Source organism: Marinobacter sp. LV10MA510-1, from assembly GCF_002563885.1.
In the GTDB taxonomy this organism is placed as follows: Bacteria; Pseudomonadota; Gammaproteobacteria; order Pseudomonadales; family Oleiphilaceae; genus Marinobacter.
Genome location: NZ_PDJA01000001.1, coordinates 753,163 through 778,588, shown reverse-complemented (window position 1 = coordinate 778,588; position 25,426 = coordinate 753,163). Strand labels below are relative to the sequence as shown.

21 protein-coding genes, 2 tRNA genes, 4 pseudogenes and 1 riboswitch are annotated in these 25,426 nt (G+C 53.8%); of the genes and pseudogenes, 18 read left to right on the top strand and 9 right to left on the bottom strand.

Features of this window, described 5'->3' with window-relative positions; all coding sequences use genetic code 11:
- Positions 1-5: 5 nt before the first annotated feature.
- The 3 genes from gspG to gspE form a co-directional block, all read right to left on the bottom strand.
- Complete coding sequence (gspG, locus tag ATI45_RS03710; RefSeq protein WP_098418330.1) at positions 6-458, bottom strand: type II secretion system major pseudopilin GspG; 453 nt, start codon at positions 456-458, stop codon at positions 6-8.
- Between the two features lie 68 nt (positions 459-526).
- Positions 527-1,726 (bottom strand): type II secretion system inner membrane protein GspF, encoded by a 1,200-nt coding sequence (gspF, locus tag ATI45_RS03705; RefSeq protein ID WP_098418329.1) that lies wholly within the window; start codon positions 1,724-1,726, stop codon positions 527-529.
- Between the two features lie 3 nt (positions 1,727-1,729).
- Positions 1,730-3,244 carry a type II secretion system ATPase GspE gene (gene gspE / locus ATI45_RS03700; RefSeq protein WP_228706188.1) on the bottom strand — a complete coding sequence of 505 codons (1,515 nt, stop codon included), beginning with the start codon at positions 3,242-3,244 and terminating at the stop codon, positions 1,730-1,732.
- Between the two features lie 250 nt (positions 3,245-3,494).
- On the opposite strand from gspE, the gene ATI45_RS03695 reads away from it, so the two are divergent.
- The 10 genes and pseudogenes from ATI45_RS03695 (at position 3,495) to ATI45_RS03645 (ending at position 8,463) form a co-directional block, all read left to right on the top strand.
- The gene (locus ATI45_RS03695) at positions 3,495-4,049 is read left to right on the top strand and encodes a type II secretion system protein N (RefSeq protein WP_228735923.1); all 555 of its coding nucleotides are present in this window, start codon (positions 3,495-3,497) and stop codon (positions 4,047-4,049) included.
- A gap of 370 nt (positions 4,050-4,419) precedes the next feature.
- Positions 4,420-4,692: pseudogene (locus ATI45_RS03685) on the top strand (FAD-linked oxidase C-terminal domain-containing protein); the annotation flags it as partial.
- A complete protein-coding gene (locus ATI45_RS22980; RefSeq protein ID WP_098418328.1) occupies positions 4,689-5,057 on the top strand; it encodes an FAD-dependent oxidoreductase in 369 nt (122 codons plus the stop codon). The pseudogene ATI45_RS03685 and the gene ATI45_RS22980, both read left to right, overlap by 4 nt.
- Before the next feature lie 41 nt (positions 5,058-5,098).
- On the top strand, positions 5,099-5,419 hold the full coding sequence (locus ATI45_RS22975; protein WP_098418327.1) for an FAD-dependent oxidoreductase: 321 nt from the start codon (positions 5,099-5,101) through the stop codon (positions 5,417-5,419).
- A 7-nt stretch (positions 5,420-5,426) separates the two neighbouring features.
- Positions 5,427-6,005 carry an FAD-dependent oxidoreductase gene (locus ATI45_RS22970; protein ID WP_179888200.1) on the top strand — a complete coding sequence of 193 codons (579 nt, stop codon included), beginning with the start codon at positions 5,427-5,429 and terminating at the stop codon, positions 6,003-6,005.
- Entirely contained in the window at positions 5,986-6,708 is a 723-nt protein-coding gene (locus tag ATI45_RS03665) for an FGGY family carbohydrate kinase (protein ID WP_267284048.1), read from the top strand. The genes ATI45_RS22970 and ATI45_RS03665 overlap by 20 nt, the downstream gene beginning before the upstream one ends.
- Before the next feature lie 134 nt (positions 6,709-6,842).
- Positions 6,843-6,918: transfer RNA gene (locus ATI45_RS03660), tRNA-Gly, on the top strand.
- A gap of 80 nt (positions 6,919-6,998) precedes the next feature.
- A tRNA-Cys gene (locus tag ATI45_RS03655) sits at positions 6,999-7,072 on the top strand.
- 325 nt (positions 7,073-7,397) lie between these two features.
- A complete protein-coding gene (gene ytfE, locus ATI45_RS03650) occupies positions 7,398-8,105 on the top strand; it encodes an iron-sulfur cluster repair protein YtfE (RefSeq protein WP_098421634.1) in 708 nt (235 codons plus the stop codon).
- Positions 8,106-8,163: 58 nt separating this feature from the next.
- Positions 8,164-8,463, top strand: a complete 300-nt coding sequence (locus ATI45_RS03645; protein WP_098418325.1) for a thiol-disulfide oxidoreductase DCC family protein — start codon at positions 8,164-8,166, stop codon at positions 8,461-8,463.
- A 69-nt stretch (positions 8,464-8,532) separates the two neighbouring features.
- Here the strand turns inward: ATI45_RS03645 and ATI45_RS03640 are convergent.
- Positions 8,533-8,664: pseudogene (locus ATI45_RS03640) on the bottom strand (transposase); the annotation flags it as partial.
- Positions 8,665-8,684: 20 nt separating this feature from the next.
- On the opposite strand from ATI45_RS03640, the gene ATI45_RS03635 reads away from it, so the two are divergent.
- The gene (locus ATI45_RS03635) at positions 8,685-9,899 is read left to right on the top strand and encodes an RNA-guided endonuclease InsQ/TnpB family protein (protein ID WP_098418324.1); all 1,215 of its coding nucleotides are present in this window, start codon (positions 8,685-8,687) and stop codon (positions 9,897-9,899) included.
- 205 nt (positions 9,900-10,104) lie between these two features.
- On the opposite strand, the gene ATI45_RS03625 is transcribed toward ATI45_RS03635, so the two are convergent.
- Genes ATI45_RS03625 through ATI45_RS03610 form a run of 4 tightly spaced genes read right to left on the bottom strand, consistent with a single transcriptional unit; the run spans position 10,105 to position 15,392 of the window.
- Complete coding sequence (locus ATI45_RS03625) at positions 10,105-12,375, bottom strand: heavy metal translocating P-type ATPase (protein WP_098418322.1); 2,271 nt, start codon at positions 12,373-12,375, stop codon at positions 10,105-10,107.
- A gap of 1 nt (position 12,376) precedes the next feature.
- Positions 12,377-13,165 (bottom strand): c-type cytochrome, encoded by a 789-nt coding sequence (locus ATI45_RS03620; RefSeq protein WP_098418321.1) that lies wholly within the window; start codon positions 13,163-13,165, stop codon positions 12,377-12,379.
- A gap of 8 nt (positions 13,166-13,173) precedes the next feature.
- The gene (locus ATI45_RS03615; RefSeq protein WP_098418320.1) at positions 13,174-13,779 is read right to left on the bottom strand and encodes a cbb3-type cytochrome c oxidase subunit II; all 606 of its coding nucleotides are present in this window, start codon (positions 13,777-13,779) and stop codon (positions 13,174-13,176) included.
- A complete protein-coding gene (locus ATI45_RS03610) occupies positions 13,776-15,392 on the bottom strand; it encodes a cbb3-type cytochrome c oxidase subunit I (RefSeq protein ID WP_098418319.1) in 1,617 nt (538 codons plus the stop codon). The genes ATI45_RS03615 and ATI45_RS03610 overlap by 4 nt, the downstream gene beginning before the upstream one ends.
- A 303-nt stretch (positions 15,393-15,695) precedes the next feature.
- On the opposite strand from ATI45_RS03610, the gene ATI45_RS03605 reads away from it, so the two are divergent.
- The 7 genes and pseudogenes from ATI45_RS03605 to yghU all read left to right on the top strand — a co-directional run.
- On the top strand, positions 15,696-16,859 hold the full coding sequence (locus ATI45_RS03605; RefSeq protein ID WP_098418318.1) for a cytochrome P450: 1,164 nt from the start codon (positions 15,696-15,698) through the stop codon (positions 16,857-16,859).
- A gap of 73 nt (positions 16,860-16,932) precedes the next feature.
- Positions 16,933-18,294, top strand: a complete 1,362-nt coding sequence (locus ATI45_RS03600; RefSeq protein WP_098418317.1) for a VOC family protein — start codon at positions 16,933-16,935, stop codon at positions 18,292-18,294.
- A gap of 3 nt (positions 18,295-18,297) precedes the next feature.
- Positions 18,298-18,621 (top strand): annotated as a pseudogene (locus ATI45_RS03595) (cysteine hydrolase family protein); the annotation flags it as partial.
- A gap of 298 nt (positions 18,622-18,919) precedes the next feature.
- Positions 18,920-21,214 (top strand): TOTE conflict system archaeo-eukaryotic primase domain-containing protein, encoded by a 2,295-nt coding sequence (locus ATI45_RS03590; RefSeq protein WP_228735922.1) that lies wholly within the window; start codon positions 18,920-18,922, stop codon positions 21,212-21,214.
- A gap of 92 nt (positions 21,215-21,306) precedes the next feature.
- The gene (locus tag ATI45_RS03585; RefSeq protein ID WP_098418314.1) at positions 21,307-22,920 is read left to right on the top strand and encodes a Fic family protein; all 1,614 of its coding nucleotides are present in this window, start codon (positions 21,307-21,309) and stop codon (positions 22,918-22,920) included.
- A 288-nt stretch (positions 22,921-23,208) separates the two neighbouring features.
- On the top strand, positions 23,209-23,655 hold the full coding sequence (locus tag ATI45_RS03580; protein ID WP_323807633.1) for a carboxymuconolactone decarboxylase family protein: 447 nt from the start codon (positions 23,209-23,211) through the stop codon (positions 23,653-23,655).
- Positions 23,656-23,669: 14 nt separating this feature from the next.
- Positions 23,670-24,410, top strand: a pseudogene (gene yghU / locus ATI45_RS03575) (glutathione-dependent disulfide-bond oxidoreductase); the annotation flags it as partial.
- Between the two features lie 68 nt (positions 24,411-24,478).
- Here the strand turns inward: yghU and ATI45_RS03570 are convergent.
- Positions 24,479-24,979, bottom strand: coding sequence for a TetR/AcrR family transcriptional regulator (locus ATI45_RS03570; RefSeq protein ID WP_098421633.1), 501 nt, complete (start codon positions 24,977-24,979; stop codon positions 24,479-24,481).
- A gap of 323 nt (positions 24,980-25,302) precedes the next feature.
- Positions 25,303-25,395: riboswitch (TPP riboswitch) on the top strand.
- The last annotated feature ends 31 nt before the right edge of the window (positions 25,396-25,426 follow it).

Genomic DNA, 25,426 nt, shown 5'->3' with positions numbered 1-25,426 from the left:
GTGTATCAGCCTTTGGTATTCCATATACTGAGGTCAGCGGCGTCGCTTTCGCCGCCTTCCTGGCCGTCTGAACCCAACGAGTAAAGATCATAAGCGCCTTCCGTGCCCGGGCTAACGTACTGGTAAGCCGTGCCCCAAGGGTCTTCCGGAACGTTTTTCAGGTAGCCGTCGGCGTTCCAGTTTTTCGGCTTCGGGCTGCCCGCCGGCTCATTAACCAGGGCTTCCAGCCCTTGCTGGGTTGACGGGTAACGGCTGTTGTCAAGGCGATACAAATCCAGAGCATTGCCAATATTGCTGAGCTGGGTTTGTGCCACAGTGACCTTGGCCTGATCGCTGCGACCCATAATATTGGGCGCCACAATAGCGACCAGCAAACCAAAAATGACCATTACCACCATAATTTCGATAAGGGTGAAGCCCTGGTTGCGGCGACCTACGGGAGAGTTCGAACGCTTCATGATAAGACTCGTGTCCTGGGTTATGGGTCTATTGGCTGTTCAGAGTGAGCTTTGGCAGACATCACAGTCTAGCCCACTAAATTACTCATATTCAGAATCGGCAGCATAATGGCCATCACTATAATCAACACCACTCCACCCATCAGCAACAGCATCAATGGCTCAAACAGGCCAACGATCGCGGCAATTTTTGCCTGCAGAGTGTTTTCCTGCATTCTGGCCGTGCGCTCCAGCATGCTGTCCAGCTCGCCACTGGCAATCATGTGCAGCATCATCGGCGGAAAATAACCGCTCTGATCCAGCGCCCTGTGTAATGCTCCGCCCTCACTGACTTTACGCGCAGCATTTTTTAGCTCCTGGCGCAGATAATCGTTACCGAGAACCTCCCCGGCAATGCGCATGGCGTCCACCAGCGGCACACCACTGGTGGTCAGTATACTCAGGGTACTGGCGTAGCGGGCCGTATTAACGCCCCGCACCATACCTGCCAGTAGCGGTAAGTGCAGCAGGCGTTTGTGCATGCGCATGCGAAACGCCGGTTTACCCATGGCAAAACGAAAAGCCACAAGACCGGCGCCCAGGGCCATTAACAGATAGATGCCGTAGCTCAGCAAAAAATCCGACATGGCCAGCATGGCCCGCGTCAGCAACGGCAACTGTTGCCCCTGGCGAACAAACACCGCGATGATGTCCGGCACCACATAGGTGAGCAAAAACACCACAATGGAAATGGCGACCACGCTCAGAATAATTGGGTAAATAGCCGCCAACTGAATTTTCTGGCGAGCTTCCTGGCGACTTTCGGTGTAATCCGCGAGCCGGTTCAATACCAGATCAAGATGGCCAGCGTGTTCGCCCGCGGCGACTGTTGAGCAGAACAGCCGCGGAAAGGCCCGCGGGAACTCGCCCAGGCTGTTGGCGAAGCTATGACCCTCCATCACCTTGGCGCGAATAACGATTAACATACTGCGAATACGCGAATTATTTGATTGTTTTGAGGTAACGCTCAGAGTCTGCTCTATGGGAATCCCGGACTGGATCAAAGTCGCCATCTGGCGCGTCACCAACGCCAGATCCGCCGCACTTAGGGAGCCGCTGCCATTCAATGAGGGGCCTCGCCCCAGTTTTCCCACAGCCGGCTCTACCGCCAGTGGCGTCAACCCTTTTTCCCGCAGCTGCTGGCGGACCGCCCGCGGTGCATCGGCTTCAAGTACGCCTTGTGTCTGTTTCCCGCGAGCGTCCAGCGCCTTGTACTCAAAAGCCGGCATGGTTTATTGGTTCCGGTGGGTAACGCGAAGCACTTCTTCCACGCTGGTGATGCCCGCCAAAATCTTGGCAACGCCGTCGGCATGAATGCTAGGGCTATGCTGGCGAGCCTCCCGTTCCAAGACCAGCTCGCCGGCGCGCTTATGAATCAGCGCACAGAGACTTTCGCTAATTTCCACGGTTTCGTAAATACCGATGCGGCCGCGATAGCCCAGATCGTTACAGTGTGCGCAGCCTCTGGCGCGAAATATTCGCGGCGGGTTGGCCGGGTCCTGCTGCAGAAATTCACACTGCTCCGGCGTAGGCTCATAGGCTTCACGGCAATAGGGGCACAATAATCGCACCAAGCGCTGGGCCACAATACCCACAATGCTTGATGAAATTAGAAAAGGTTCGATGCCCATATCCATCATCCGCGTAATCGCACCCACCGCAGAATTGGTGTGCAAGGTGGACAACACCAGGTGCCCAGTCAAACTCGCCTGAACTGCAATTTCCGCCGTTTCAAGGTCTCGCACTTCGCCAATCATCACCACATCAGGGTCTTGCCGCAGAATTGCACGTAGACCCCGGGCGAAGGTCATATCCGCTTTGGTATTAACCTGGGTCTGGCCAATCCCCGGCAGGTTATACTCAATGGGATCTTCTACCGTCAGAATATTGCGGCTGCGGTCATTTATTTCCTGCAATGCCGCGTACAAAGTCGTGGACTTACCGGAGCCTGTCGGGCCTGTTACCAACAAAATACCGTAGGGACGATAGATCAGCTTGCGCAGTTTTTTCAGGTCGTATCCGCCCATGCCCAGAGATTTCAGACGTATAGCGCCAGCTTGCTTGTCGAGCAATCGTAGCACCACCCTCTCACCGACCGACGAAGGCATGGTTGACACGCGGATATCCACTTCCCTACCAGCAACCCGCAGCGCAATACGGCCATCCTGGGGAATACGCTTTTCGGCAATATCGAGTTTGGCCATAACCTTGATACGAGACACCAGCAAAGGCGCCAGTGCCCGCTTGGGCTGCACAATCTCGCGTAGAACGCCGTCTACCCGGAAACGTATAATCAATCGCGTTTCATAGGTTTCAATATGAACGTCTGAAGCACCGGTTTTCACCGCTTCAGTCAGTATCGCGTTAATCAGACGTATAATAGGAGCGTCGTCTTCCTGTTCCAACAAGTCTTCGGTTTCTGGCACCGAATCCGCTAACGACGCCAGGTCCATGTCGTCACCAATACCCTCAACCATTTGCATGGCAGCGGTAGAATCATTCTGGTAGGCGTCGTTCAGGGCCTGATCGAACTTATCCGCTTCAACGGTGGCAAAGCGGGCGCGCCCTCCGCACAGGCGGTTGGCTTCGGCCAACGCAATGTGGGAAGAGCCGGGGCGCACCAGAATAACTGTTTCGCCGTTACCTGCGCGGGTCACAATAACGCCGTTGCGTTTGGCAAACGAAAACGGCAGCCTGCTGGCAGCGCTATTATTATTGTACGGCAGTTGTTGGATTTCTGAGCTCACGATGTTTCTCGCTGCTGGTCGGCGTGCCGACGAAACAAGGCTAAAGGCTACCACAGCGGGCAGGCCAGCTGAATAACCCGATGTTCTATACTGCCATTAATCAGTGGCTCTCTGGTAACCTGTTGGTGTTATCTGCCAAACCTGTCTTAGCCGGAACAACACATGCGCCTGGATTCGAAATATCTTATAACGGCTGCCGCCCTTGCGCTGGCAGCGCTGTTGCTAGCATCCACCGCCTGGCAGGCTTGGCGTGTTTGGCAAGTCACAAACCAATACTCCGGGCCTTCGGCAAAACACAGAGAATCTGCCCGAAACCAATCTACAGCTGACCTTACGGGGCGTTCTGGCGGCCACCGGCGACTTTGCCGGCAGTGCACTGATTGAAGACGAGCGCAACAACACCGACGCCTATCTGGTGGGTGACACCCTACCCGGCAACGCAATACTGCGTTCGGTTCACCCTGCACGAATCATCATTGAGCGTTCAGGTAAGCTGGAAAAATTGTATTTTCCGGAAATCGACAGCCCTAGTGGTTTAAGCGCTGTTGCTAATGAAACGCAAAGCCCCGAGCCTGCCTATACGCCTCCGGTGCTTCCGAATCCGGCACTCTCACAACCTGACCTCTCACAATCTACCGGCGCTCCCACTGCGTCTACTGACGAACAACGACGAGCCGAAATACGCGAAAGGCTTGAGCAGTTACGCCACAGCTTGCGCAATGGGGTTGATAAGCTTGTTTCTAGCGTCCCAAGACCGCGCTTCTTTACCCGCAGCCAGAATGTCGGTGCAGCGCCGGCTTTTTAATGGCCATTCCTGGTTATGGGCGATTTTGCTTACGCTCACTCTGGGCTCGGTTGGAAACGCGTTAGAGCTCAATGATAAATTAATGAACTATGTGCGCACCGAGTTTGGTGACGAAGCCTACCAGCGCCTGAAAAATTATCAGCGCCTACAACTCCTGGCCAGCAGAGCCCCGATAGACCGACAGTGAGGCAGACAAACTGTCTCGTTGGCGCGATTTGAACCAGCGGATGCAACAGTCCGGGCAACCCTGAAACTCGACAACAAGGAACACACCGGATGCGGCGTTGGAATGGCTGGGGTGATGATTCTTTTTCACTGAGACTGCCCCGCAACGGCGAAGATTTTGCAGATTGATTGCTTCCCCGATGCTTACGTCTTCCGCGTTGCGGCTTGCTACGCCAGTACATTAGATCGCTGTAAGACCCTCAAGCACAGCACCTCGGAGCTCATCGTTCGCCAGGGCTGGACCATCAGCCATCAACACGGCGTGGGTAAAGACCACGCCCCCTATTTGTTGCAGGAAAAAGGTGCGCTTGCGATTCAGACAATTCAACACCTGTGCCAGGGCTTTGACCCGCAATCAATTATGAACCCGGGAACGCTGGCACCCGCACCAAAGAAAAGTGAGGGCGCAAAATCATGAGCCGCTCGCAACAGCTGTCAGAGCTAAAACAGCAGACACAAAGTTTTGATGTGGTGGTTATCGGCGCGGGCATCGCCCTTGAAGCCGCCGCGAGCGGCCTGAAAACCCTGGTGCTGGAGCAGCAGGATTTCGCCTGGGGCAGTTCCAGCCGCTCGTCAAAAATGGTTCATGGCGGGCTGCGCTATCTGGTCGGCGGCCACCTGCGCCTGGCTCGCAGCGCCGTTCAGGAACGCCAGCGCATGCTGACTGAGGCACCGGGCCTGGTAACACCCATGCACTATGTCATGCCCCATTATAAAGGCGAGTTTCCGGGCCCGCGGCTGTTTCGGCGCTGCTGCGCCTGTACAACCGATTTGCTGGCGTAGCGACATTGCCCCCTTTGCAGCCATCCCAGGTTCCACTCTGGGTGCCTGGGCTGAATTCTAAAAACCTGACCGCTGCCAGCGTTTTTACCGACGCGGTGACCCACGATACCCGGCTGGTACAGCGACTGCTTGCCGAGGCAGGCGCCAAGGGCGCGCTCTACCTGAACTACGTGAAAGCGCTAGAACTGCAACGAGCCTCGGACACTTCGCGGCAGATCTGCGGCCTGACCACTCAGGCCGAGGAAGACACCGAACCGTTTGCCATAAAAACTCAATTGGTCATCGCAGCCACCGGTGCCTGGAGTGGCCAGTTCCAATCGGCAGTGAGAGAAACAGCTCGCCATACACCCCCTGCGCGGTAGCCACCTGGTGCTACCCTGGCAGCGTTTGCCGGTAAATTGCTCGGTCACCGCATTCCACCCCCAGGACCGGCGCCCCGTGTTCGCGTTCCCGTGGCTGGGGCAAACCGTGCTAGGCACTACCGATCTTGATCATAACGAAGACCTGACCGAAGAGCCTGTCATCAACCAGAGCGAAGTGAATTACCTGCTGACCATGGCCGCACATCTGTTTCCCGAAAGCGAGCTGAAATCCGGCGACATTCTGTCGAGCTGGGCCGGTGTTCGGCCCGTTATCAGCAGCCAGAAAAACGGCGGGCGCAAGCTTGCGCCTTCCGGTGAAAGTCGCGAGCACAGCATCAGCAGCGATAACGGGCTGATTACCATCGCCGGCGGCAAACTAACCACCTTTCGCCTGATCGCTCGGGAAGCCCTGAGCATGGGATTGTCCGCAGCCCGCGGACAGGCGCTGCTCAATAACCAACTGAGGGTGTTCAACCCCCCCCCGCCCGATTTGCAAAAGCCAGATTCGGTGAGCCATAAACCCCGCGCAGGTCAAAGGCGTCATCCTGACCACCCAGCGTGGCACAGTGGTGAATCTGGACGCTAACGGAACACCGCTACGCCCGGCCATTATCTGGCTGGACCAACGCCACGCCGACGCCAGCGCCCCCCTGCCGGCCTACCTGCGCTGGACGTTCCGTTTGCTGGGCCTGACAACTACCATTCAGCGCTTTCGCGAAAACTGCCAGGCCAACTGGATTGCCGAGAATCAGCCAGATGTCTGGCTCGACACCCGCCATTTTCTATTATTATCGGGTTACCTGAACTATCGCCTGACCGGCAAATTCCGCGACTCCAGTGCCAGCCAAGTAGGCTACCTGCCCTACGATTACAAACGCCAGACCTGGGCCGGCAAACGCAACTTCAAGTGGCGGCTGATGCCGGTTCGCCCTGAACAGCTGCCGCAGCTGATTACGCCCGGTGAAACCGTCGGCCCACTGACCGCTATTGCTGCCCAGCACCTCGGGCTACCAGCGGGCCTGCCGGTGCTGGCGGCGGCGTCGGATAAAGCCTGCGAAGTGCTGGCCAGCGGCGCGCTTGCGCCCGACACCGCTTGCCTGAGTTATGGCACCACCGCCACGATGAATACCACCAACCCACGCTACGTAGAACCGGTGCGTTTTATACCACCCTACCCGGCTAGTCAGGCGCTTTACCAGCAGCTGTACCGCGAGGTTTACCTGAAAATCTATCCGCAGCTGCAAAGCCTGTATAAAACCATCCGCCGCATTACCGGTTACCCGCGCTAGTATTCTCTACGGCTAACCAGCAAACTCCCGTCCGCTACAGCATTTACCGATATTTTTTCATCAGGTTGTTGACGCTCGAGGAAAGATCCGTATAATTCGCTTCCGTTGTCGGGCAACAACTTACGACAGCATTTGCGGGAATAGCTCAGTTGGTAGAGCGCAACCTTGCCAAGGTTGAGGTCGCGAGTTCGAATCTCGTTTCCCGCTCCAATTTTTCCGGTTAACATCCGGAAAAATGCTTCAAAAGTCTCTCACCCCACTTGAGAGCACAAAGCCAAAAAGCTTTATTAGGCGCGGTGGCAGAGTGGTCATGCAGCGGACTGCAACTCCGTTAACGCCGGTTCGATTCCGACCCGCGCCTCCATTTTTATCAGTACATCAAAAACCTCTAGTGGCTTTTAAGTGCACTGTACAATAGTGCAAGTCATACGTTTTTATGAGATTAGAACCCTCTCCCTGATTAACCTAGCGTAGTGCCGTAGCCGTTCTAATGACCCAACCGGACCAAATTCAGTTGACCACTTCAACTCGGACCCAAAAGTGGCACTCTATAAAAAGTATTTAATATAAATCTTAAAGGATGTACTCTAAGCTTAATCTTTAATCAGATGAGCAATGGCCCGATACGTCACATCACCGGGGCGCAGCAGAATCTGAAACCGATTCACGCAAACCGGAGGTATGAAGCCATGAATCTACTGGACCAATCTATGGGAAATATTGCCGAACAGGCCCGGGACATTCCCGGTGCAACAGCGGTCCTGCACCGCTTTAAATTGGATTTTTGTTGCGGTGGTGCACGCACGTTGCGGAGCGCGGCGGAAAAGAAAGGCCTTAATACAGCAATCCTTCTGGCCGGTCTTGAGCGCCTTCAACAGCGTGATGAACCGCAGGACATTTGGGCAGGTACCGACCTGCCCGGGTTAATTGAACACATCCTTACGAGCTACCACGACGTCTACCGAGAGCAATTGCCCGAGCTTATCCGCCTGGCACAACGCGTGGAGCGTGTTCACGGTGGCCATCCGGAATGCCCGGCCGGACTAGCCGCACACCTGGAAACGATGGCACAGGAATTGGAAGAGCACATGGCCAAGGAGGAACAGATCCTGTTTCCAATGCTCACCCGCGGTGTGGACAGCATGGCCGTTTATCCGATCCAGATCATGCGTGCCGAGCACGACGATCACGGCAAAGCACTGGAACGTTTGGACAGCCTGACCCGTCACTACAATCTGCCGGACGGGGCCTGCAACACCTGGCAGGCGCTCTACAAAGGGCTACAGACATTCCGAAGGGATCTGATGGACCACATTCACCTGGAAAATAACGTGTTGTTCACTCAAGTAGACGGTCAGCAAGGTGGGGCAGCCACGAGCCTTAAGCTATCAATGTGAGCGACGAACTTCCGGTGAACGTTCGCGTCCTGTTCACCCATGAGATGCGGAGAGAGTTATGGAGGATAGTCAGATCGTTATTTTTGATGGAATATGCAACTTCTGCAACGGAGCGGTAAATTTCATCATTAAACGAGACTCTAAAGCCGTTTTTAAATTTACTCCAACGCAGAGCAAAATAGCTCAGGACCTTTTATTAAAGCATCAAGTTCCTGAAGTAGGTTATGACTCTTTTGTTCTGATAAAAAATGGACAATCCTTCTTACGCACCAACGCTGCGCTTGAGATAACAAAAGACCTTGACGGTTTCTGGTTTATCGGAATGCGCGGAAAACCTCGGCCTTCAGGCCGGGGATGAATAGCGCGGACACCGCAGGTGTCCCTCTCGTGAGCAAAATTCTCATTCCGGCGTTTGCTGCTGTTCAAAGAAGATACCGCGCAGGTCATCAATAATCTCAGCCGTGAACACGCCGCGACGATATTTCGTCACAAATACCAAATGAACGTGCATCCTAAAAACGCAATACCGCCCGTGCCTAATATCATTGTTTTTTTCCATGGACCAACCATAATTGAGCTATGAAACGCCTTCAAGCATTCAAATTTCAGATTGAACCAAACGGTGAGCAAATCCGCGCCATGCGTCAGTACGCTGGTAATGCTCGCAAGATTTGGAATTTGGCTTTGAATCGTCAGCAAGGGCTACATACGGCCGGTGAAAAATTCACCAACAGCTTTGGCATGAATAATTGGCTGCCAGCGTGGAAGCAGGAATTCTCGTACTTGTGCGACTCTCCCTCACAAACACTACAACAAGTCACAAAAGACCTGGCCGCTGCGTACAAGAACTTCTTTGAGAAGCGTGCCGATTTTCCACAATTCAAGAAAAAAGGTAGGTCCTCAGACAGCTTTCGCTTTCCGCAAGGTTTCGAGATTGACGAAGCCAATCGACGTATTCGACTCCCAAAGCTAGGCTGGATTCGCTACCGCAAGAGCCGTGGCATCCTCGGACTGGCAAAGAACATCACCGTTTCCTGTGTGGCTGGCAAGTGGTACACCAGCATTCAGACCGAGCGCGAAGTTGGGCAGCCAATACATCCATCAACGTCGATAGTCGGCCTCGATGCGGGTATCACGCTATTCGCGACGCTCTCTGACGGCACGATGTTCGAGCCGGTCAATGCGCTGCGTACCCGCGCTGCGAAGATGGCAAAGTATCAGCGACGCATGAGCCGCAAGGTCAAATTCAGCCGCAATTGGAAAAAGGCGAAGGCCCGTATCACCACGTTGCATCAACGGGTTGCTCATACCCGCAATGACTTTCTCCACAAGACCTCGAACATCATCAGCAAAAACCACGCGATGGTCGTCATCGAAGATCTGAAAGTCACGAATATGAGCAAGTCAGCAAGCGGCACACTTGAGGCACCAAGGCGAAGCGTAAACGCCAAATCCGGCCTTAATAAGTCGATTCTCGATCAGGGCTGGGGCGAGTTCCGCCGCCAGTTGGAATACAAGCAGGCGTGGCTGGGCGGTGTAGTGTTTGCCGTCAACCCTCGTAACACCAGCCGGACGTGTCCGGCCTGCGGTCATATTTGTGCAGAGAATCGCAAGACTCAATCGCAATTCGAATGTGTCGAATGTGGGTATGCTGAACATGCAGACCTCAACGCCGCCATCAATATTCTAAGGGCAGGTCATGCCCGGTTAGCCTGTGAAGTGAACGGTGCTGTAATGCCGTCAGCAACAGGAACCCACCGAAGCGACTCAGGGATGGCTCAATGCCACGCCTGAGCGCAGCAGGAATCCCCGTCCGTCAGGGCGGGGAGGATGTCAAGTTCGGAGCCTTTAAAATCGTACCTGCTGTTGTTCGGGATTATTTTTACAGGATTCTTGCCCGGAACCGTTACACATTATTTGGCAAACGAGCGACTTGCACGATGCCGAAAAAAGAAGTGCGTGACAGGTTTTTAACATAAAAAATCTGCAATCGGACGGCCTATTGAACGGCTGAGACTCTACTGTTCGGATCATCACCAGATACCTGCTTCTGCATACGCAAGCTGTTAAGCAGAACACACACGCTGCTAAGTGACATGGCAATGGCCGCAATAACGGGCTGAACCCAGCCGATAACGGCCAGTGGAATCACCACAGCGTTGTAACCGACGGCCCAGAAAAGGTTCTGGTGCATAAGCTTTCGGGCTCGTCGCGCGAGCTGCAGAGTGGCAGGCACTTTGGCGATGCTTTCGGTCAGGTAAACGGCCGCCGCTGCGCCGGCGACGGACGCCGCATTACCTACGGCAATGCCAAGCCTGGCGCCCGCGAGGGCGAGGCCGTCATTGAGGCCGTCACCCACGAATACCACATCAGTCTGCTTCTCGATGGTTTCGATAAAACCATGCTTTTGCTCGGGAGAATAGCCCGAAATAACATGCTTGGGTGAAATGCCAAGGCGTTCGGCAAAATCAAGGCATGCGTTATGTGTATCGCCGCTGAGCAAGTAAATGGTAAAGCCCTGGCGTGTCAGCTGATCAATAGTAGATGCAGCCTCCGGCCTGAGCGTTTCTTTAAAACCGATTTTACCGGCATAGAGTCCGTTGCAGGCCAGATAGACGCTCATTCCGGTATCCTCGGTTGATGGTACCTTAACACCTTGTTTGCAGAGCCAGTTCGCTTGCCCGGCCAAAGCGGTATTCATGCCGTTAGTCCAGCGCGTGCCCGCGCCTGCAATACTTTCACGCGTGCCGTCGGAGGCCGCTACAAGCCCAAATTCTGTATCCGCCGCAAGCCCCTTAGCGACCGGGTGAGTCGACTCTCTGAGAATGTCTCGTGCGAGTTGCAACAGACTGCTCTCGGTCCATTGTCCGGCCGGCGTGATCGTGTTCACGCTGGGCACACCGGTGGTCAGAGTGCCGGTCTTGTCGAAGACGATGGCCCCAACCTTTGCTGCAGCCTCCAGTGCAGCGGGATCCCGCAAAACGATGCCGCGGCTGACCATATTGGCGTGGCCCATGGTGATCACCAGCGGAATGGCGAGACTAAGGGCACAGGGGCAACTTATGATCATGACGGCCAAGCCACGGGCTGCCGCTTCCGGGGCAGAAACGCCTTGAAAAAAAGCCAAACCCACGGCCAGGGCGGCCGCAGTCACGATGACCGGCAGCAGGATTCGGGCAATCCGGTCGGTCAGTCGCTGCAAGGTGGTTTTGCGGCTGAGCAGAGCGCTGATGGACCGCGATAAGCGGTCGATCCGGCGTTGGCCAATAATGGCGGTTACGGTTAGTTCGAGCTCACCTTCAACCAATTGGCAGCCTGCAAGCAGCTCATCCCCTGGCCCGAGCGATTGCGGCAGGTGCTCTCCCGTCAGCATGGACAGGTCGGCCTGACCATGCCCCCGGAAAACGTTTCCGTCCAATGCCAACTGGTCACCGGCCTGGAGAAAAATGCGTTCGCCAGCGCTAACATCCTTGGCCAGGCGAGTTTCGAGCTTGCCGTCAGAAGCTTTTACGGTCACTAGCTCGGGCACATCTTGAAGGTAGCGTCGAATGATCTCCGAGGCACGCCGGCGTACGCTGGTATCCAGCAGTCTTGCGATCAGCTGGAAAGTGATCAGCATAACGGCCGCATCGAAGTACACATGGTGGCTGCCGGAAAAGAGCTGCCAGGTTGAGATGATACAAGCCGAAAAAACCGCCAGAAAAATCAAACTGTCGAGGCCCGGTGCGCCGGCAATCAGCGTGCGCCAGCCAACGCGGTAGAAGTGAGATCCGGAGTAAATTACAACGGGCACCGCGAACAGACCGCTAGCCAAAGCGAGCGGCCACAGAACCTCCGGCTCTGCCGCTCCGAACGGTGCCAGATAAATCAACAGAGCCGGCATCATGCTCCACATGCCGAAGACAACCGCCACCGCCAGTCGTCTTTGGAGGTGCTTGCGCACGGACTCTGCCTGGAACTTGCTCCGTTCAGGGTCAACCGAATCGTGCAGGCGATAACCCAATCGGGCGACGGCCTGCTGAAGGTTGGCAAGCCGGGGCTTCTCCCTGTCCCAGCAAATCATGGCGACGTCGGCTGCAAAATTAACCGCCGCATCACGAACGCCCGGTTGCTTTTTTAACAGAGCTTCTACGGCAATGGCACAACTGCCACAGCGCATCCCCTCAACCATCAAGATTTCCTGGTGCCCGGTTTTGTAATGCTCGGGGTCCCTGTGTCTGGGGTCCCGGTCCAGAGATTCCTGTGCTGTGTTTACGTTATCGGCGGCCATCTCAGGGTTTCCCGAAAACCTTCGTTAGCTCTTCTGCTGACCATTCCTTACGGTCACCGAAACGTTCTCTATGTTCGGTGACCGCGCCCGGGCTGATCGCGCTCGCGTCATTGCCCCATTGGCTGCGTGCATAACTCAATACAGCCGCCAGTTCCGCATCGGAAAGTTGGCCGCCAAACTTGGGCATAACACCCTGGAACTGATTGCCTGCAACTTCAATTTTCCCCTGCAGACCATCATGGACGATAGCGACAGGAATGGCTGCGTCGGCCAACATCCATTCGCTTCCAGCTAAGGGTGGAAAGGCGCCCGGTATGCCCTGTCCGCTTGCCTGATGGCAGGCGCTGCACTGGGCGCTAAAAATGGCCGCGCCATCCGGTTTTGCGCTTGCTGTGAGGCTGTCAGAGGCCGGACCTTCTGAGTTCGCAGTGTTTGACATTTCTTGATCCGACGCGCCTGACGAGCCCGAATTCGAAGCGTCTGATTTATCTGTGTTCGGCGCAGTCGGGTTTACCGGGACTTCAGCGCTGTCAGCGTTTGCAACATTATTAGATTCCATAGCGCGATCAGCGCTTGCGCCGTCTGCCGGCCTGGATTCCTGATGCTCGGTTATAACGGGTGTGCGGCTGTCACCCCCCAGCAATGGCTTGCCAATCTGCCAGGCGTAGTAGCCAACGCCCCAGACAATCAGGATGGCAATGTAGACGAATACAATTTTTGGAGCGGCGCGAGTGCCCTCTTCCGGTTCAGCAGATTCCCGGTTTTGGGCGCGATGATCATGCTCGTTCATAGCGCTCGTTACTCCTTGGAGTTATCGGCTTTCGGCAAGGTAGGTGCCGGATAAGTATGGTCAAGGACAAGCAGATACTCGGCGAGTGCCAGCGCATCGTCGGTAGCAACAATCTGCCCGGATTCAGGACCAAAAGACGCCGGTAGGTAAACGACTTTATCACCCGCCTCAGCCTCATCCACATGGCGAAACAAAAAAGGATACGACGGCATAATGCTGTCTTTGTGGACCACTCTGGGGTTGTAAAGGTGCAGCAGTTGCCAGTCTATGCTGGGCAGCCGTGCGCCGACATTGAACAGATCAGGTCCGGTGCGCATGGTGCCAAGCAGGTGGGGCTGATCGTAAGCGTAGTCCCCGGGTACGGAAGGGCGCCCCCAGCCCCGATCTCTGTCTCCGGGAGCAAAACCCGGATCCCGCGGTTGCTGGCTATGGCAGTAAATACAGCCGTTCGCTATGTACAACTGCCGACCGCGCTGCTGCGTTTCAGTATAAGGCTTGAGATCAGGCGGAACCTGTTCTGCCGACATTTGCAGATACGGCATAACCACCAGGGTAAGCATGGCCAACAATAAAATAAGGGCCGCACCGACCATAATTGCAAGAGCACCTTTCATTGAGTGACCTCCTTAATAGCAGAACGAAAGAGTGTTGGTTGCTGATTGCCAATTCCACGATGCATCAGCATCGCAACGAAATGGAACGCAAACACCAGGTGCCCAAGCGTCATCAGAGCGCCACCTACCGTGCGGGCCTGAAGTGCCGGCATTGTCATTCGAACAATGTCCATGAACGGCATAGCCGCATCGAGCAAAGCCATACCCTGCTTCCAGCCAGCAATGCTCAACGACACCACATAAATCACGATGCCGACGCTCACCAGCCAGAAGTGCAGACTGATCAGCCTGCGCCATGGCCACTCCCAGTTGGTCAGGCGGGGCATGATGAAATAAACCGCACCAAAAAGAATGAAGCTCAGGAAGGCATACATACCCAGGTGCGCGTGGGCAATCGTGTAGTGGGTAAAGTGAGTGATTACATTAATGCTGCGCAGTGCTTCCATAGACCCCTGAAGCGAAGCCACCGTGTACATGAGAGCGCCGATCCACACAAATCGAAGTGTCGGCGAATCTTTAAGACGCCCAAAGTTGCCCATCATAGTCCCGTGGTGGTTGATGGCGACGGTAATAACCGGTATCGACATCATCACGCTGTGAACGATTGACAGAGTCACCAGCCAGGTCGGTATGGGGCCTCCAATAATGTGGTGAATGCCCACTTGGCTGTAAAACAAAGCTAAAGACCAGAAACCAATGAGTGATAACTGATAGGAAATGATCGGTCGACCAAGAATTTTTGGAATCATGTAGTAGGCGATACCAATGCCTATGGGAGTTACCCAAAGCCCGAGAACATTATGGGCAAACCACCAGTTAACGGTGGCGCCGGATGCGCCGGGAAAAGTAAAAGGCAAGTTGGCGATTAGAAACAGAATCGGAAACCACACCAGCGCCGCCATTAAGTACCAGCTGGTAACGTAAAGATGTTCGACCTGGCGGTTGGCCGCAGTTAAAAGCAACGGTATGGCGCACAGGGCACCCCCCACAACGAACAGGATGTCGATTTGCCATGGGAACTCAAGCCACTCCTTGCCATCGGATAAGCCTAGGATGATGGCCGCCACACCCAAAATCAGACCAATATTCCAGATAACAGCACCCAGAACAGCGTATTTTCCGCCTGCCAACGATGTCTTAAATAACCGGGGAATCAGAAATAACGCCACACCAATGCCTGCCATTGACGCCCAACCGTATGTAACTGCGTTTAGGTGAGCAGGGCGTATCCGGCCGAAGGTTAAAAACTCACTGGCCGCCAGAAATTCGGGGAGATGCATTTTGATGGACGACACCAAGCCGAAAAACGAGCCTAACACCAACCAGAAAATGGACGAGCTCAGCCACGTAAGCACGGCCGTTCGGGAAGATTGATCGGCGGTCCAGCGTGCTTTGATCGCGGCGGCCTGAGCTGTGTTTTCTCCCGTGAACGACGGGTCGGCAGGGCGTGCAGGGTCCTCACTGTGGCCCTCCTCGCCCGGCGAGAAAATACTGCGTGCGGCCTCCTGGCCATGGCTGAACTGATTGTTGGCAATAGACCAGATCAACAACAGCAAACCAACCGTTGAGAGCACGAAGGTAATGATCAGCAGAATGGCAATAGTAGGCGTCATAAACCGTCCTATTTGATTTATATCAGATAAATATTAGTAGATAAATACAGACACGTGTACAAATAATTGCAGCCTTAAAAGTGCTGTATTAACACGTTCTGGGGAGGCAACGAACACCCATCGCACGATAACGCTACCGAGATGGCTGAGCTATGGTGTCACGTGTTCTAGATCAAGTCCGGACCGCTGGCAGACGTTGGTGGCTGGTTCAGGTTATTGAATCTAGCACTAATTGATTAATCTTTAAGAAGACTATTTGGCCATCTGTTAGCCTGAAAACCGTTTTTCTTACGAGGATTTTCAATGGTCAACAGGCCCCGCGAACCAGACTGGAACCCCCGTGCAGGTAAGGTTTTAAAAGACCAGATACGCGCCTACGACACCATGCGTACACAGTGCCCGGTCGCCTGGAGTAACTACCAACACTGGACATTATTCAGGCATAGCGATGTTATGCAGGCGCTGGAAGATCACCAAACGTTTAGCAGCGTGTCGTCCAGCCATCTTTCTGTGCCGAATGGCATGGACCCGCCCGAACACACCCACTATCGCCAGGTGATCGAACCCTATTTTTCAGAACAGGCGATGAGCGAGTTTGAGCCCACCTGTCGGAACATAGCTCGTAATCTTGTAAACAGCCTGCCTAGTGGTGAAGAGTTTGATATTGTCGAACGGTTCAGCAGAGCCTTTGCGTTACAAATACAGTGCGCTTTTATGGGATGGCCCGACTCCCTCCATGAACCACTTCGTGAGTGGGTCTTGAAGAACCATCAGGCCACACTCGCCCGAGACCGCAAGGCCATGGCTGATGTTGCCCAAGAATTTGATGGCTATATTCATGAACTACTGGAGACCCGGCGGCAAGCCGGAGCGAACGCGCCAAGGGACGTCACCAGGTTACTGATGGAAGAAACCGTTAATGGTCGACCCTTAACCGATGAAGAGCTCACCAGCCTGATGCGAAACTGGACAGTTGGTGAACTCGGTACCATCAGCTCAAGCGTATCGATTCTGCTGAATTATCTGGCTGAACACCCTGACTTAAAAGAAAGCCTGACCAAAGAAACCTACAAAGTAGAGGATGCGATCGATGAAATACTGCGCATCGACGCACCGTTAATATCCAATCGCCGGATAACAACACGGGAAGTAAAGATGGGTACCAGAAAGATTCCTGCTGGCGAGAAAGTCACCGTTCTGTGGGCATCCGCCAATCGTGACGAGGAAGTATTCGGCGATCCGGATGTTTTTTGTCCCGAGAAGAACCGTGGCCAGAATCTGCTTTATGGTGCAGGTATTCATATTTGCCCTGGTGCACCTCTGGCCAGGATGGAACTCAGAATTCTGATTGAGGAATTTCTTCGCGGTATCGATACCCTGGAATTCGCGCCCAATGAGCTGCCTGAACGCGCAGTTTTCCCAACCGGCGGGTTCAGTTATTTACCTGTTGTTATTGGGAAGCGTTAAGGAACGGACTGGTAGCCCGACGGAAGCAGGTATAACATCCTCAACTCAACACTGTTCAATATCGAGCGATGAAATGAACCAAAAAACATTTCCCTCAACCGATGATGTTCGCGACCGTTTCTCTAAGGCCATGTCGGCTATGTATCAAGCGGAAGTTCCTCAGTACGGAACGCTGCTTGAGCTCGTGGAACGCGTAAACCAGGAGACGCTTAGCCAGCAACCTGAGCTTTACCGCCGGCTGGAAGCGCAGGGTGAACTGGCACGCCTTACGGTAGAGCGCCATGGAGCAATTCGTGTGGGCACAGCGGATGAGCTCTCTACGTTGCGACGCTTGTTTGCCGTTATGGGAATGCATCCTGTCGGTTATTACGATCTTTCCGAAGCGGGCGTGCCGGTTCACTCAACCGCTTTCAGGCCCATCAACGATAATGCGCTGGCAAAAAATCCGTTCCGTGTTTTCACCTCCCTACTGCGCCTGGAGTTAATTGAAAATGAGGCGCTCCGCCAGGGTGCAACAGCCATTTTAGCGACGCGCGATATTTTTACATCCAAAGTACGTGAACTGATCGAATGCCATGAGTCAAAAGGTGAGCTATCCAGCGAGGAAGCGGACCAATTTGTAAAGGAAGCCCTGGAAACATTCCGCTGGCACCAGAACGCCACGGTCGATTTAGAGACCTATCATGCGCTATGTGACGAACACCGTTTGATTGCCGACGTCGTCTGCTTTCGTGGGCCGCACATCAATCACCTGACGCCGCGCACTTTAGATATCGATGAAGTTCAACGCCGCATGCCTGATGTGGGAATGAATCCGAAAGCAGTGATCGAAGGGCCACCACGTCGTGCATGGCCCATTTTGCTTCGGCAAACGAGCTTTAAAGCGCTGGAGGAGTCGATCCGCTTTGCCGGTGACGCCCAGGGTACCCACACTGCTCGCTTTGGTGAAGTTGAGCAGCGTGGTGCGGCGCTTACGCCAAAAGGACGCGCGCTTTATGACCAGCTTCTTGATGAAGGCCGCGAACAAGCGATAAGGCTGGATAACGATGCGCACCAAACGGTCATGAACAGCGTCTTTACGGCGTTTCCCGACAGTGATCAGGCGATGCGTCGTGAGGGGTTGGCCTACTTTCATTATTATCTAACTGACACCGGGCAAGCTGCCAAGGGCGTTGTCGATCAAGATACGGAAGCCTTGATTGCGCAAGGGCTGGTTGAAGCTCAGCCAATTACCTATGAAGACTTTTTGCCGGTAAGCGCGGCGGGCATTTTTCAGTCAAACCTTGGGGGCGCGAAAAGTGAGGCCTACTCAGGTAGCGCAAATCGTGATGCTTTTGAAAAGGCTCTGGGTGCTCAGGTAACCGATGAGCTATCCCTTTATGCCGAACGCGAAAATGCCTCGAAAGCTAGGGTGTTGGCAAGCTTACAAGGCTAAGCCCGGGCCACGATTCCGCCGATTCGCAGTGTTCTGGAGGCGGTTCGGACCATTCCGCATATGCATATCATCCACACTCGCGAAGGCCACCGGCCCGAACTGGTGGATCTGCCCTTCAACAAGCGTTGGAGGGGCAAACAGGTTTGCCCCGGTATCGGCAACCAGAGCCCGTTGGACAAGATTCTGGTACGCGGAATCCGTAATATTATCTTGACCGGCATTACCATGGACGTCTGTGTTCATACCACCATGCGTGAGGGCAACGACCGTGGCTTTGATTGCCTGTTGGTTGAGGATTGCTGTGGCGCCACTGACCCGGACAGCCACCCGGGGCCCAGTCATCAGCCTTGCTGCGCTATCAGTCCGGTGCCCCACGTTACGCAGCAGAGCCCTGAAATACGGGTGCTGGCTTATTGACTTACGGCTCTGAACTGCGGTTGCTGGGCTACCAATGAGACAATTCGTTATTTGATTTGATGATCGTGAGACTAAATCTGATAGGATCAGCCAAGTAGCGGCAGGATTAGAAATGACCTCAGAACAGTCAATCACCATGCTTGACGGATTCACTGAGTAGGAGTCACGTATCCGAGTAGATGAAGAGCTCGCAGCCATTGAACTTAGGTTGTCTAAGCTTGAGAAGGAAAAGGCCGCCCTCCTTTCCCGAAAGAAAGAGCTTCGGCAAGCTGCGAGCCGATCCACGTTATCGCACCTAACCCCCGATCAAAAAATCGAATCGTTCCGGAAGCTCTTTCGCGGTAGACAGGATGTCTATGCAATTCGCTGGCAGGGTTCCGGTGGCCGCTCCGGCTATGCTGTGGCCTGTGAGAACGAATGGGCCCCCAGAATTTGTCAGAAACCCAGGATCAAGTGCGGAGAATGTCCGCACAGAAAATTCAAGCCTCTGGATTTCAGTGCCTTGTACGACCACCTTTCTGGTAAGCATGTCGCTGGGCTATATCCTTTACTATCGGACAACTCCTGTTACCTCCTGGCAGTGGATTTTGATAAGGACAACTGGAAAGCAGACGTTCGTGCGTTGGCCGAGACCTGTCGTGGTGAAGCTATTCCTTATCTCGTCGAGGTGTCTCGATCCGGTGCTGGTGCCCATTTATGGATCTTCTTTTCGGAAGCCGTTTCGGCCTGGTCTGCGAGAGTTCTGGGGTTCAAGTTGCTGGATAAAGCCATGGAGCTCTATCCAGGCTTGTCCTTCGATTCCTATGACCGGTTGTTCCCCAACCAGGACACGATGCCCGATGGTGGGTTTGGCAATCTGATTGCCCTTCCGCTTCAACACGAGGCGCGAAATCGCGGGTGTACTGTGTTCGTCGACGATGAATTAACTCCGTATCCAGATCAATGGGCGCTGCTCAGTCGGCAGAAGACCCTTTCATCGGCCCAGCTTCGAGAGATGGTCGGTAAGGGGCCTGATTCTGATCTTACAGCAGAGGTTTCGTTGCCATGGGAGCAATCGTTACCGGTAGAGGCAGGTATCATTACAGGATGCCCTGAACGCATCACTCTCATTTTAGCAAACCACATTTATATGAAGTTGTCCGAAATACCGGGGACATTGGCTACTCGAATAAAGCGCATGGCCAGCTTCGCCAATCCAGTGTTTTTCAAAACACAGGCACTTCGTTTCTCTACTCATGGTATTCCTCGGTACATATCCTGTGCCCGGATTGAGCAAGGTTATCTATCGGTACCGAGAGGCTGCTTTGATGAGTTACAAGCATTGCTGCTGGATCAGAGGATAACGATAGAGATCGATGACCGCAGGATTCCGGGTCAGTCGCTGGGTGGCGCCAGTCTGAAAGCAACCCTGCGCGAGGATCAAAAAAAGGCTGTGAAGGCGCTTACCAATCACGATACCGGAATACTCCACGCCCCAACCGCCTTCGGTAAAACCGTAACGGCAATTGCCATTGTAGCCAAGCGTGGGGTCAACACATTGATCCTGACTCACAGTCGTCAGTTACTAGACCAATGGAAGGAGCGCCTGGAAACCTTCATTGAAGGTGCAGCCGTGGGTGTGATTGGCGGTGGGAAAAAGAAACCTACCGGTCAGATCGATGTTGCCACCTACCAGAGCCTGATCAACAAGAAAGACAATACTGTCTCAAGCCTGGTCCGGGAATATGGGCAGGTCATCATAGACGAATGCCACCATATTTCCGCTCCCCGTTACGAAATGCTCCTTAATGAAGTCAGCGCCCGTTACGTCGTCGGCTTGACAGCAACACCTGACCGTCAGGACGGGCACCAAAAAATCATGCTCATGGTTGCGGGACCCGTTCGTCACAAAGTTCGGGCGGAACACAGCTCCAGGTTTGTCCAACGCGTCATCGTTCGGGAGCGTCATGAAAGTCCACCCACCGACATTTATCAGTCGAGTGGGCGGCCCCATATAGCATCGGTTTACCGTTGGCTCTCCCAGAGCCCCGCCCGGAATCAGGATATTGTTCAGGATGTCGCAGGCTGTGCGCGCAACCGGGCAAACTGTCTTCTGCTGACGGAGCGGCGAGAGCATGCTGAGAGGTTGGCGACAATGCTGGACGCTGAATCCATACCGTCGGTTGTGCTGCGTGGAGGAATGCGCGTCAGAGAGCGCCGGGATGCAGAGGCGCGGTTACATGAAGCTCAGGTTATCGTTGCAACAGGAAAATACATCGGAGAAGGTTTTGATTTGCCACGGCTAGACACTCTGTTTTTGGCCCTGCCAATCGCCTGGAAAGGAACGCTGGCGCAATATGCCGGCAGGATCCACCGGGAAGCCGATGGCAAGCAGGAAGTCACCGTGTATGACTACTTGGATACTGGCCTGCCAATGCTAGAGCGGATGTTCCAAAAGCGCGAGAAAGGCTACAAGGCAATGGGATATCAATTTGTATCTTCCGGGCAACCCAGATTATTGTAGAAAAAAGACGGTTTTACAGCACAATATAATCAGTAATGCAGTAGGATAAACGAAATAACGGAAATCACAGGTCAAACGACAAGGTGAGCGGCATGAGTTCCTGGGCAGGCTATGCATGGTTACGAGAGCATTTCAATCTACCGGTAACCCAGAAATTGTCAATTCTCAGCCAGATTGGCCGTGACCGGAAGACCAGCTTCCAGGATGGCGTTCGCTATGAAACCTACCGGCCTAATTCTAAGCCCGACGACATTCCTTTGGCTCACCTGGCGTTCGCCCTTAAACATGAGGGCATTCACTTAGAGCTACTCAGTCACGCGTTCAAAAGCTTTGACAAGCAGGCATTGATAGACTGGATCGCCTCTGAGCCAACCGGGCAATACACTCGCAAAGCCGGTTTTCTATACGAATGGCTGACCGGCAACATTCTGCAGGCGCCGGAAATGTCCGGTAACTATCGCAACCTGCTTGACCCGAATCAGGTAGTTGCCGCTGACATACCCATTAAAAACTCACGCTGGCGGATCAATGACAACCTCCCGGGCACGCCCTACTTCTGCCCGATAATCCGTCGAACAGAACTGCTTGACCTCATCGACGACTATAATTTAGCCGAGCGGCTTCAAAATATTGAGGACGACTACGGTACCGATTTGATGACCAGAAGCGCGGTTTGGCTAACCATCCGTGAGAGTCGAGCCAGCTTTGCGATCGAGCATGAGGGCGATCAGAAGAGCAAGATTCACCGCTTCGCCTTGGCGATGGGCCGATATTGCGGGCAGATCGAAGCCCCCCTTTCCATCGGAGCGTTAACCGAAATTCAAGACAGCATTCTTGGCACTAGCACCATTCGCCATGGGCTTCGCCAGTCTCCGGTCTTTGTTGGCTCAGGAACTCAGGAGATGGGCTCCTATGTTCACTACGTCGCCCCTGATGCCAACGATGTGGAACCTATGCTCAAGGGTCTGCAAACGTTCATGGAAAAAACCCGGAACGTGAACCCAGTCATTCGGGCGGCGGTAGCCAGTTTCGGCTTTGTTTTCATTCACCCTATGGCAGATGGAAATGGGCGGATTTCTCGCTTTCTGATCAACGACACCCTTCGCCGGGATTCCGCAATACCGGCGCCTTTGCTTTTGCCGATATCCTCCACTATCACCAAAAGCACAGTCAGTCGCACCCGCTACGACAAGATTCTTGAAGCCTATTCCCGCCCGATGATGGCGAAAACAGCCAACGATATCCGATTCGGAAGTCGGACCGCCTACCCAGATGGTGTGGTGTCGGATTTCGAGTTTTCCGGCAATGACACCCTGCGCCCGGCCTGGCGCTATCCTGATCTCACGGAGCAATCTGAATACCTTTTCCACGTTATTCACGAAACGATTGAATACGAGATGCGCCATCAGATTCAGTCGCATCATTCATATATCGAAGCTCGGGATAATGTGAAGGACTTCTTAGAAGGGCCGGATGAACATATAGATCGGATTATGCGCTCAGTCGAGCGCAATGAAGGTCAGATCAGCAATAAATTAAAAAATGAATTTCCTGTGCTGAATGACTCAACAATCGGTGAACCGATTAAAGATGTGATCAATGCCCACACTGCTAACCGCCCTGTACGCCAGAATTATGATCCTGGTGCGGAGATCGAGGCACTGCTAAATGGGGTCCTAGGAATTTCCCCTCTAAAAAAGACATAAACCTCTGCAGGCCCCGACATCCATTGCCTGTAGGGGCGCATTATTGTTCAGACACCGGCAAATACCCCTCAATAGTCGCCATCAGATCCTATTCCACTATTATCTGACCGAAGTTAGGCAAGCCGCTAAGGACTGCACCGACAAAGATACGGAAGCCTTGATTGCGTAAGGGCTGATTGAAGCGCAACCAATACTCTTCATGACAAAGAAAGCGCCCCACAAGAAAGCCAGAATTTACTCGACAACTCCATCAAAGCTTTCGGTATGGTTCCAAGCCTTCACGCGGTTATGGCTGAAGCACCAGGCTTACTTGAAGGTTATCAGCGGCTTCATCAGCTCTTTCTGGATAGCAGTTTCGACGACGAAGAAACCACCGTGGTGTGGCAAACCATCAACGTCGAACATGCTTGCCATTACTGCGTGCCCGCACACACCGGCATCGCCAAGAGCATGAACGTTGATGACGGCATCACTGACGCTCTGCGTAACGAAACACCGTTACCGACAAACCGGCTGGAAACCCTGCGCGACTTCACCCTCGCCGTTGTGCGCGGCCGCGGCAACGTGGATGACAGCGCCGTGGCAGCATTTCTGGAGGCCGGATTCACCAAGCGCCAGATTCTTGAGGTCATTCTTGGCACCGCACAGAAGGTGATGAGCAACTACACAAATCACCTTGCCGACACGCCGATAGACAAGCCGTTCCAGAAGTTTGAGTGGCATAAAGCTGACTAACATGCCCAGCAAGTCTGCAGATTTATTCGATGGGAACACCCAATGGCCAGAAGGTCACCATCATGGCCGAAGAGCTGCTGTCCATCGGTGAAACCGGGGCCGAATACGATGCTCACCTGATCCAGATTGGCGAAGGCGACCAGTTTTCATCCGGCTTTGTCGACGTAAATCCAAACTCGAAAATCCCGGCTCTGTTTGATACGGAGAGCGGCAGCCGAGTTTTTGAAAGCGGTGCGATCCTTTTTTATCTGGCTGAGACGTTCGGGCACTTTCTTCCAAAGGACACGGCTGCACGCACCGAAGTACTGAACTGGCTGTTCTGGCTGCAAGGTTCAGCGCCCTATCTGGGCGGCGGATTCGGGCACTTCTACGCCTATGCACCCGAGAAGTTAGAATACCCGATCAATCGCTTCACGATGGAAGTGAAACGCCAACTGGACGTGCTTGACCGGGAGCTAGCCGAGCACCGTTTTCTCGGCGGAGACGAGTATTCCATTGCCGACATAGCCACTTGGCCATGGTATGGCAATTTGGTGCTGGGAGAGGCCTATGGTGCGGGTGAATTCCTGCAGGTCGAAAGCTACAAGAACCTGCGCCGCTGGGCACAAGAGATCTTTGAACGCCCCGCTGTCAAACGTGGCCGCAAAGTCAACCGCACTTGGGGTGAGCTTTCAGAGCAACTGCACGAGCGGCATGATGCCTCGGATTTTGATTTGAAAACTCAAGAAAAACTGGCACCTAAAACGATCGACTAAACAGTCTGCCTTGAAGAAGCCTGCTCCCTGCCCTAAGGCAACAAGAGCAGGCAAATACGCGATAAATATTAGCGTTTATCTGTAACACCGTCCTTACGCAGAGCTTCCAGGGACAGTGCCATATCTTCAGCAAGAGCATGAACAGTCGCACTGTTGACGTCACGTTGGGCGAAAGCGCGTAACCCCATTACTTCTGCCTGCAAGCGCCGCCCAAGGCGAACGGGATCAAGCCGGGCATCCAGTTCCCCGATCTGCTGTGCCGCATCAAAACGATCAATAAAGCGTTCTTCCATGCCTGCCAACAAATCTTCGGCCTTGCGCCAGGCGGCCAACCCAGCCAATGGTGATGGGTAAGCGTTCAAAGTGCGCTCAAACTCGGCCAGCCCCAAGCGGGCATAACGCTCCAAGGACTCCTGAAAAAGCCCATCTTTGCTGCCAAAAGTGGCATAGATACTACCCGGTCGCATATCGAGTGCTTTCTCCAGATCCTTCAACGAGGTGGCATGAAAGCCCTTTTGCCAGAACAGCTGAAGAGCCCGCTCCAGAGAGTCTTGCCGGTTGTGAATCATCGCGCGAGCCCTGGTCAATTCCAGATTTTTGAGGCTGAGACGTAGCTTCAGGGAAAATTTTAAGTCATCATCCGATTTTGTATTGAACAACTACTCAAGTACAGCTACAACCTGATAAATTCCCAATATCACGCGGTTCTGTTCCGGTTGGTGGGGTTTGCGCAGTGGATGCGTTGGTTAAATATTTTCACGAAACCTTGGTATACCACCGTGTTTGATATGATCTCCTATGCTGCGTCAAGACGGTAAGCTTGTCTTTGCATGTTGGTATAGTTTTGTCGATCTGCGGTGTCGTCCTTATAAGGCTTAGGCTGTTATACTCACCCATCTCAACGGGGTGCCTCCAACAGGCTGAGACCATACCCGCGGAACCTGCCCCGGATAATGCCGGCGAAGGAATTGAGCTTTAATCGGCCGAAAACCGCGTATGGTGCCCCAAAACCGGAT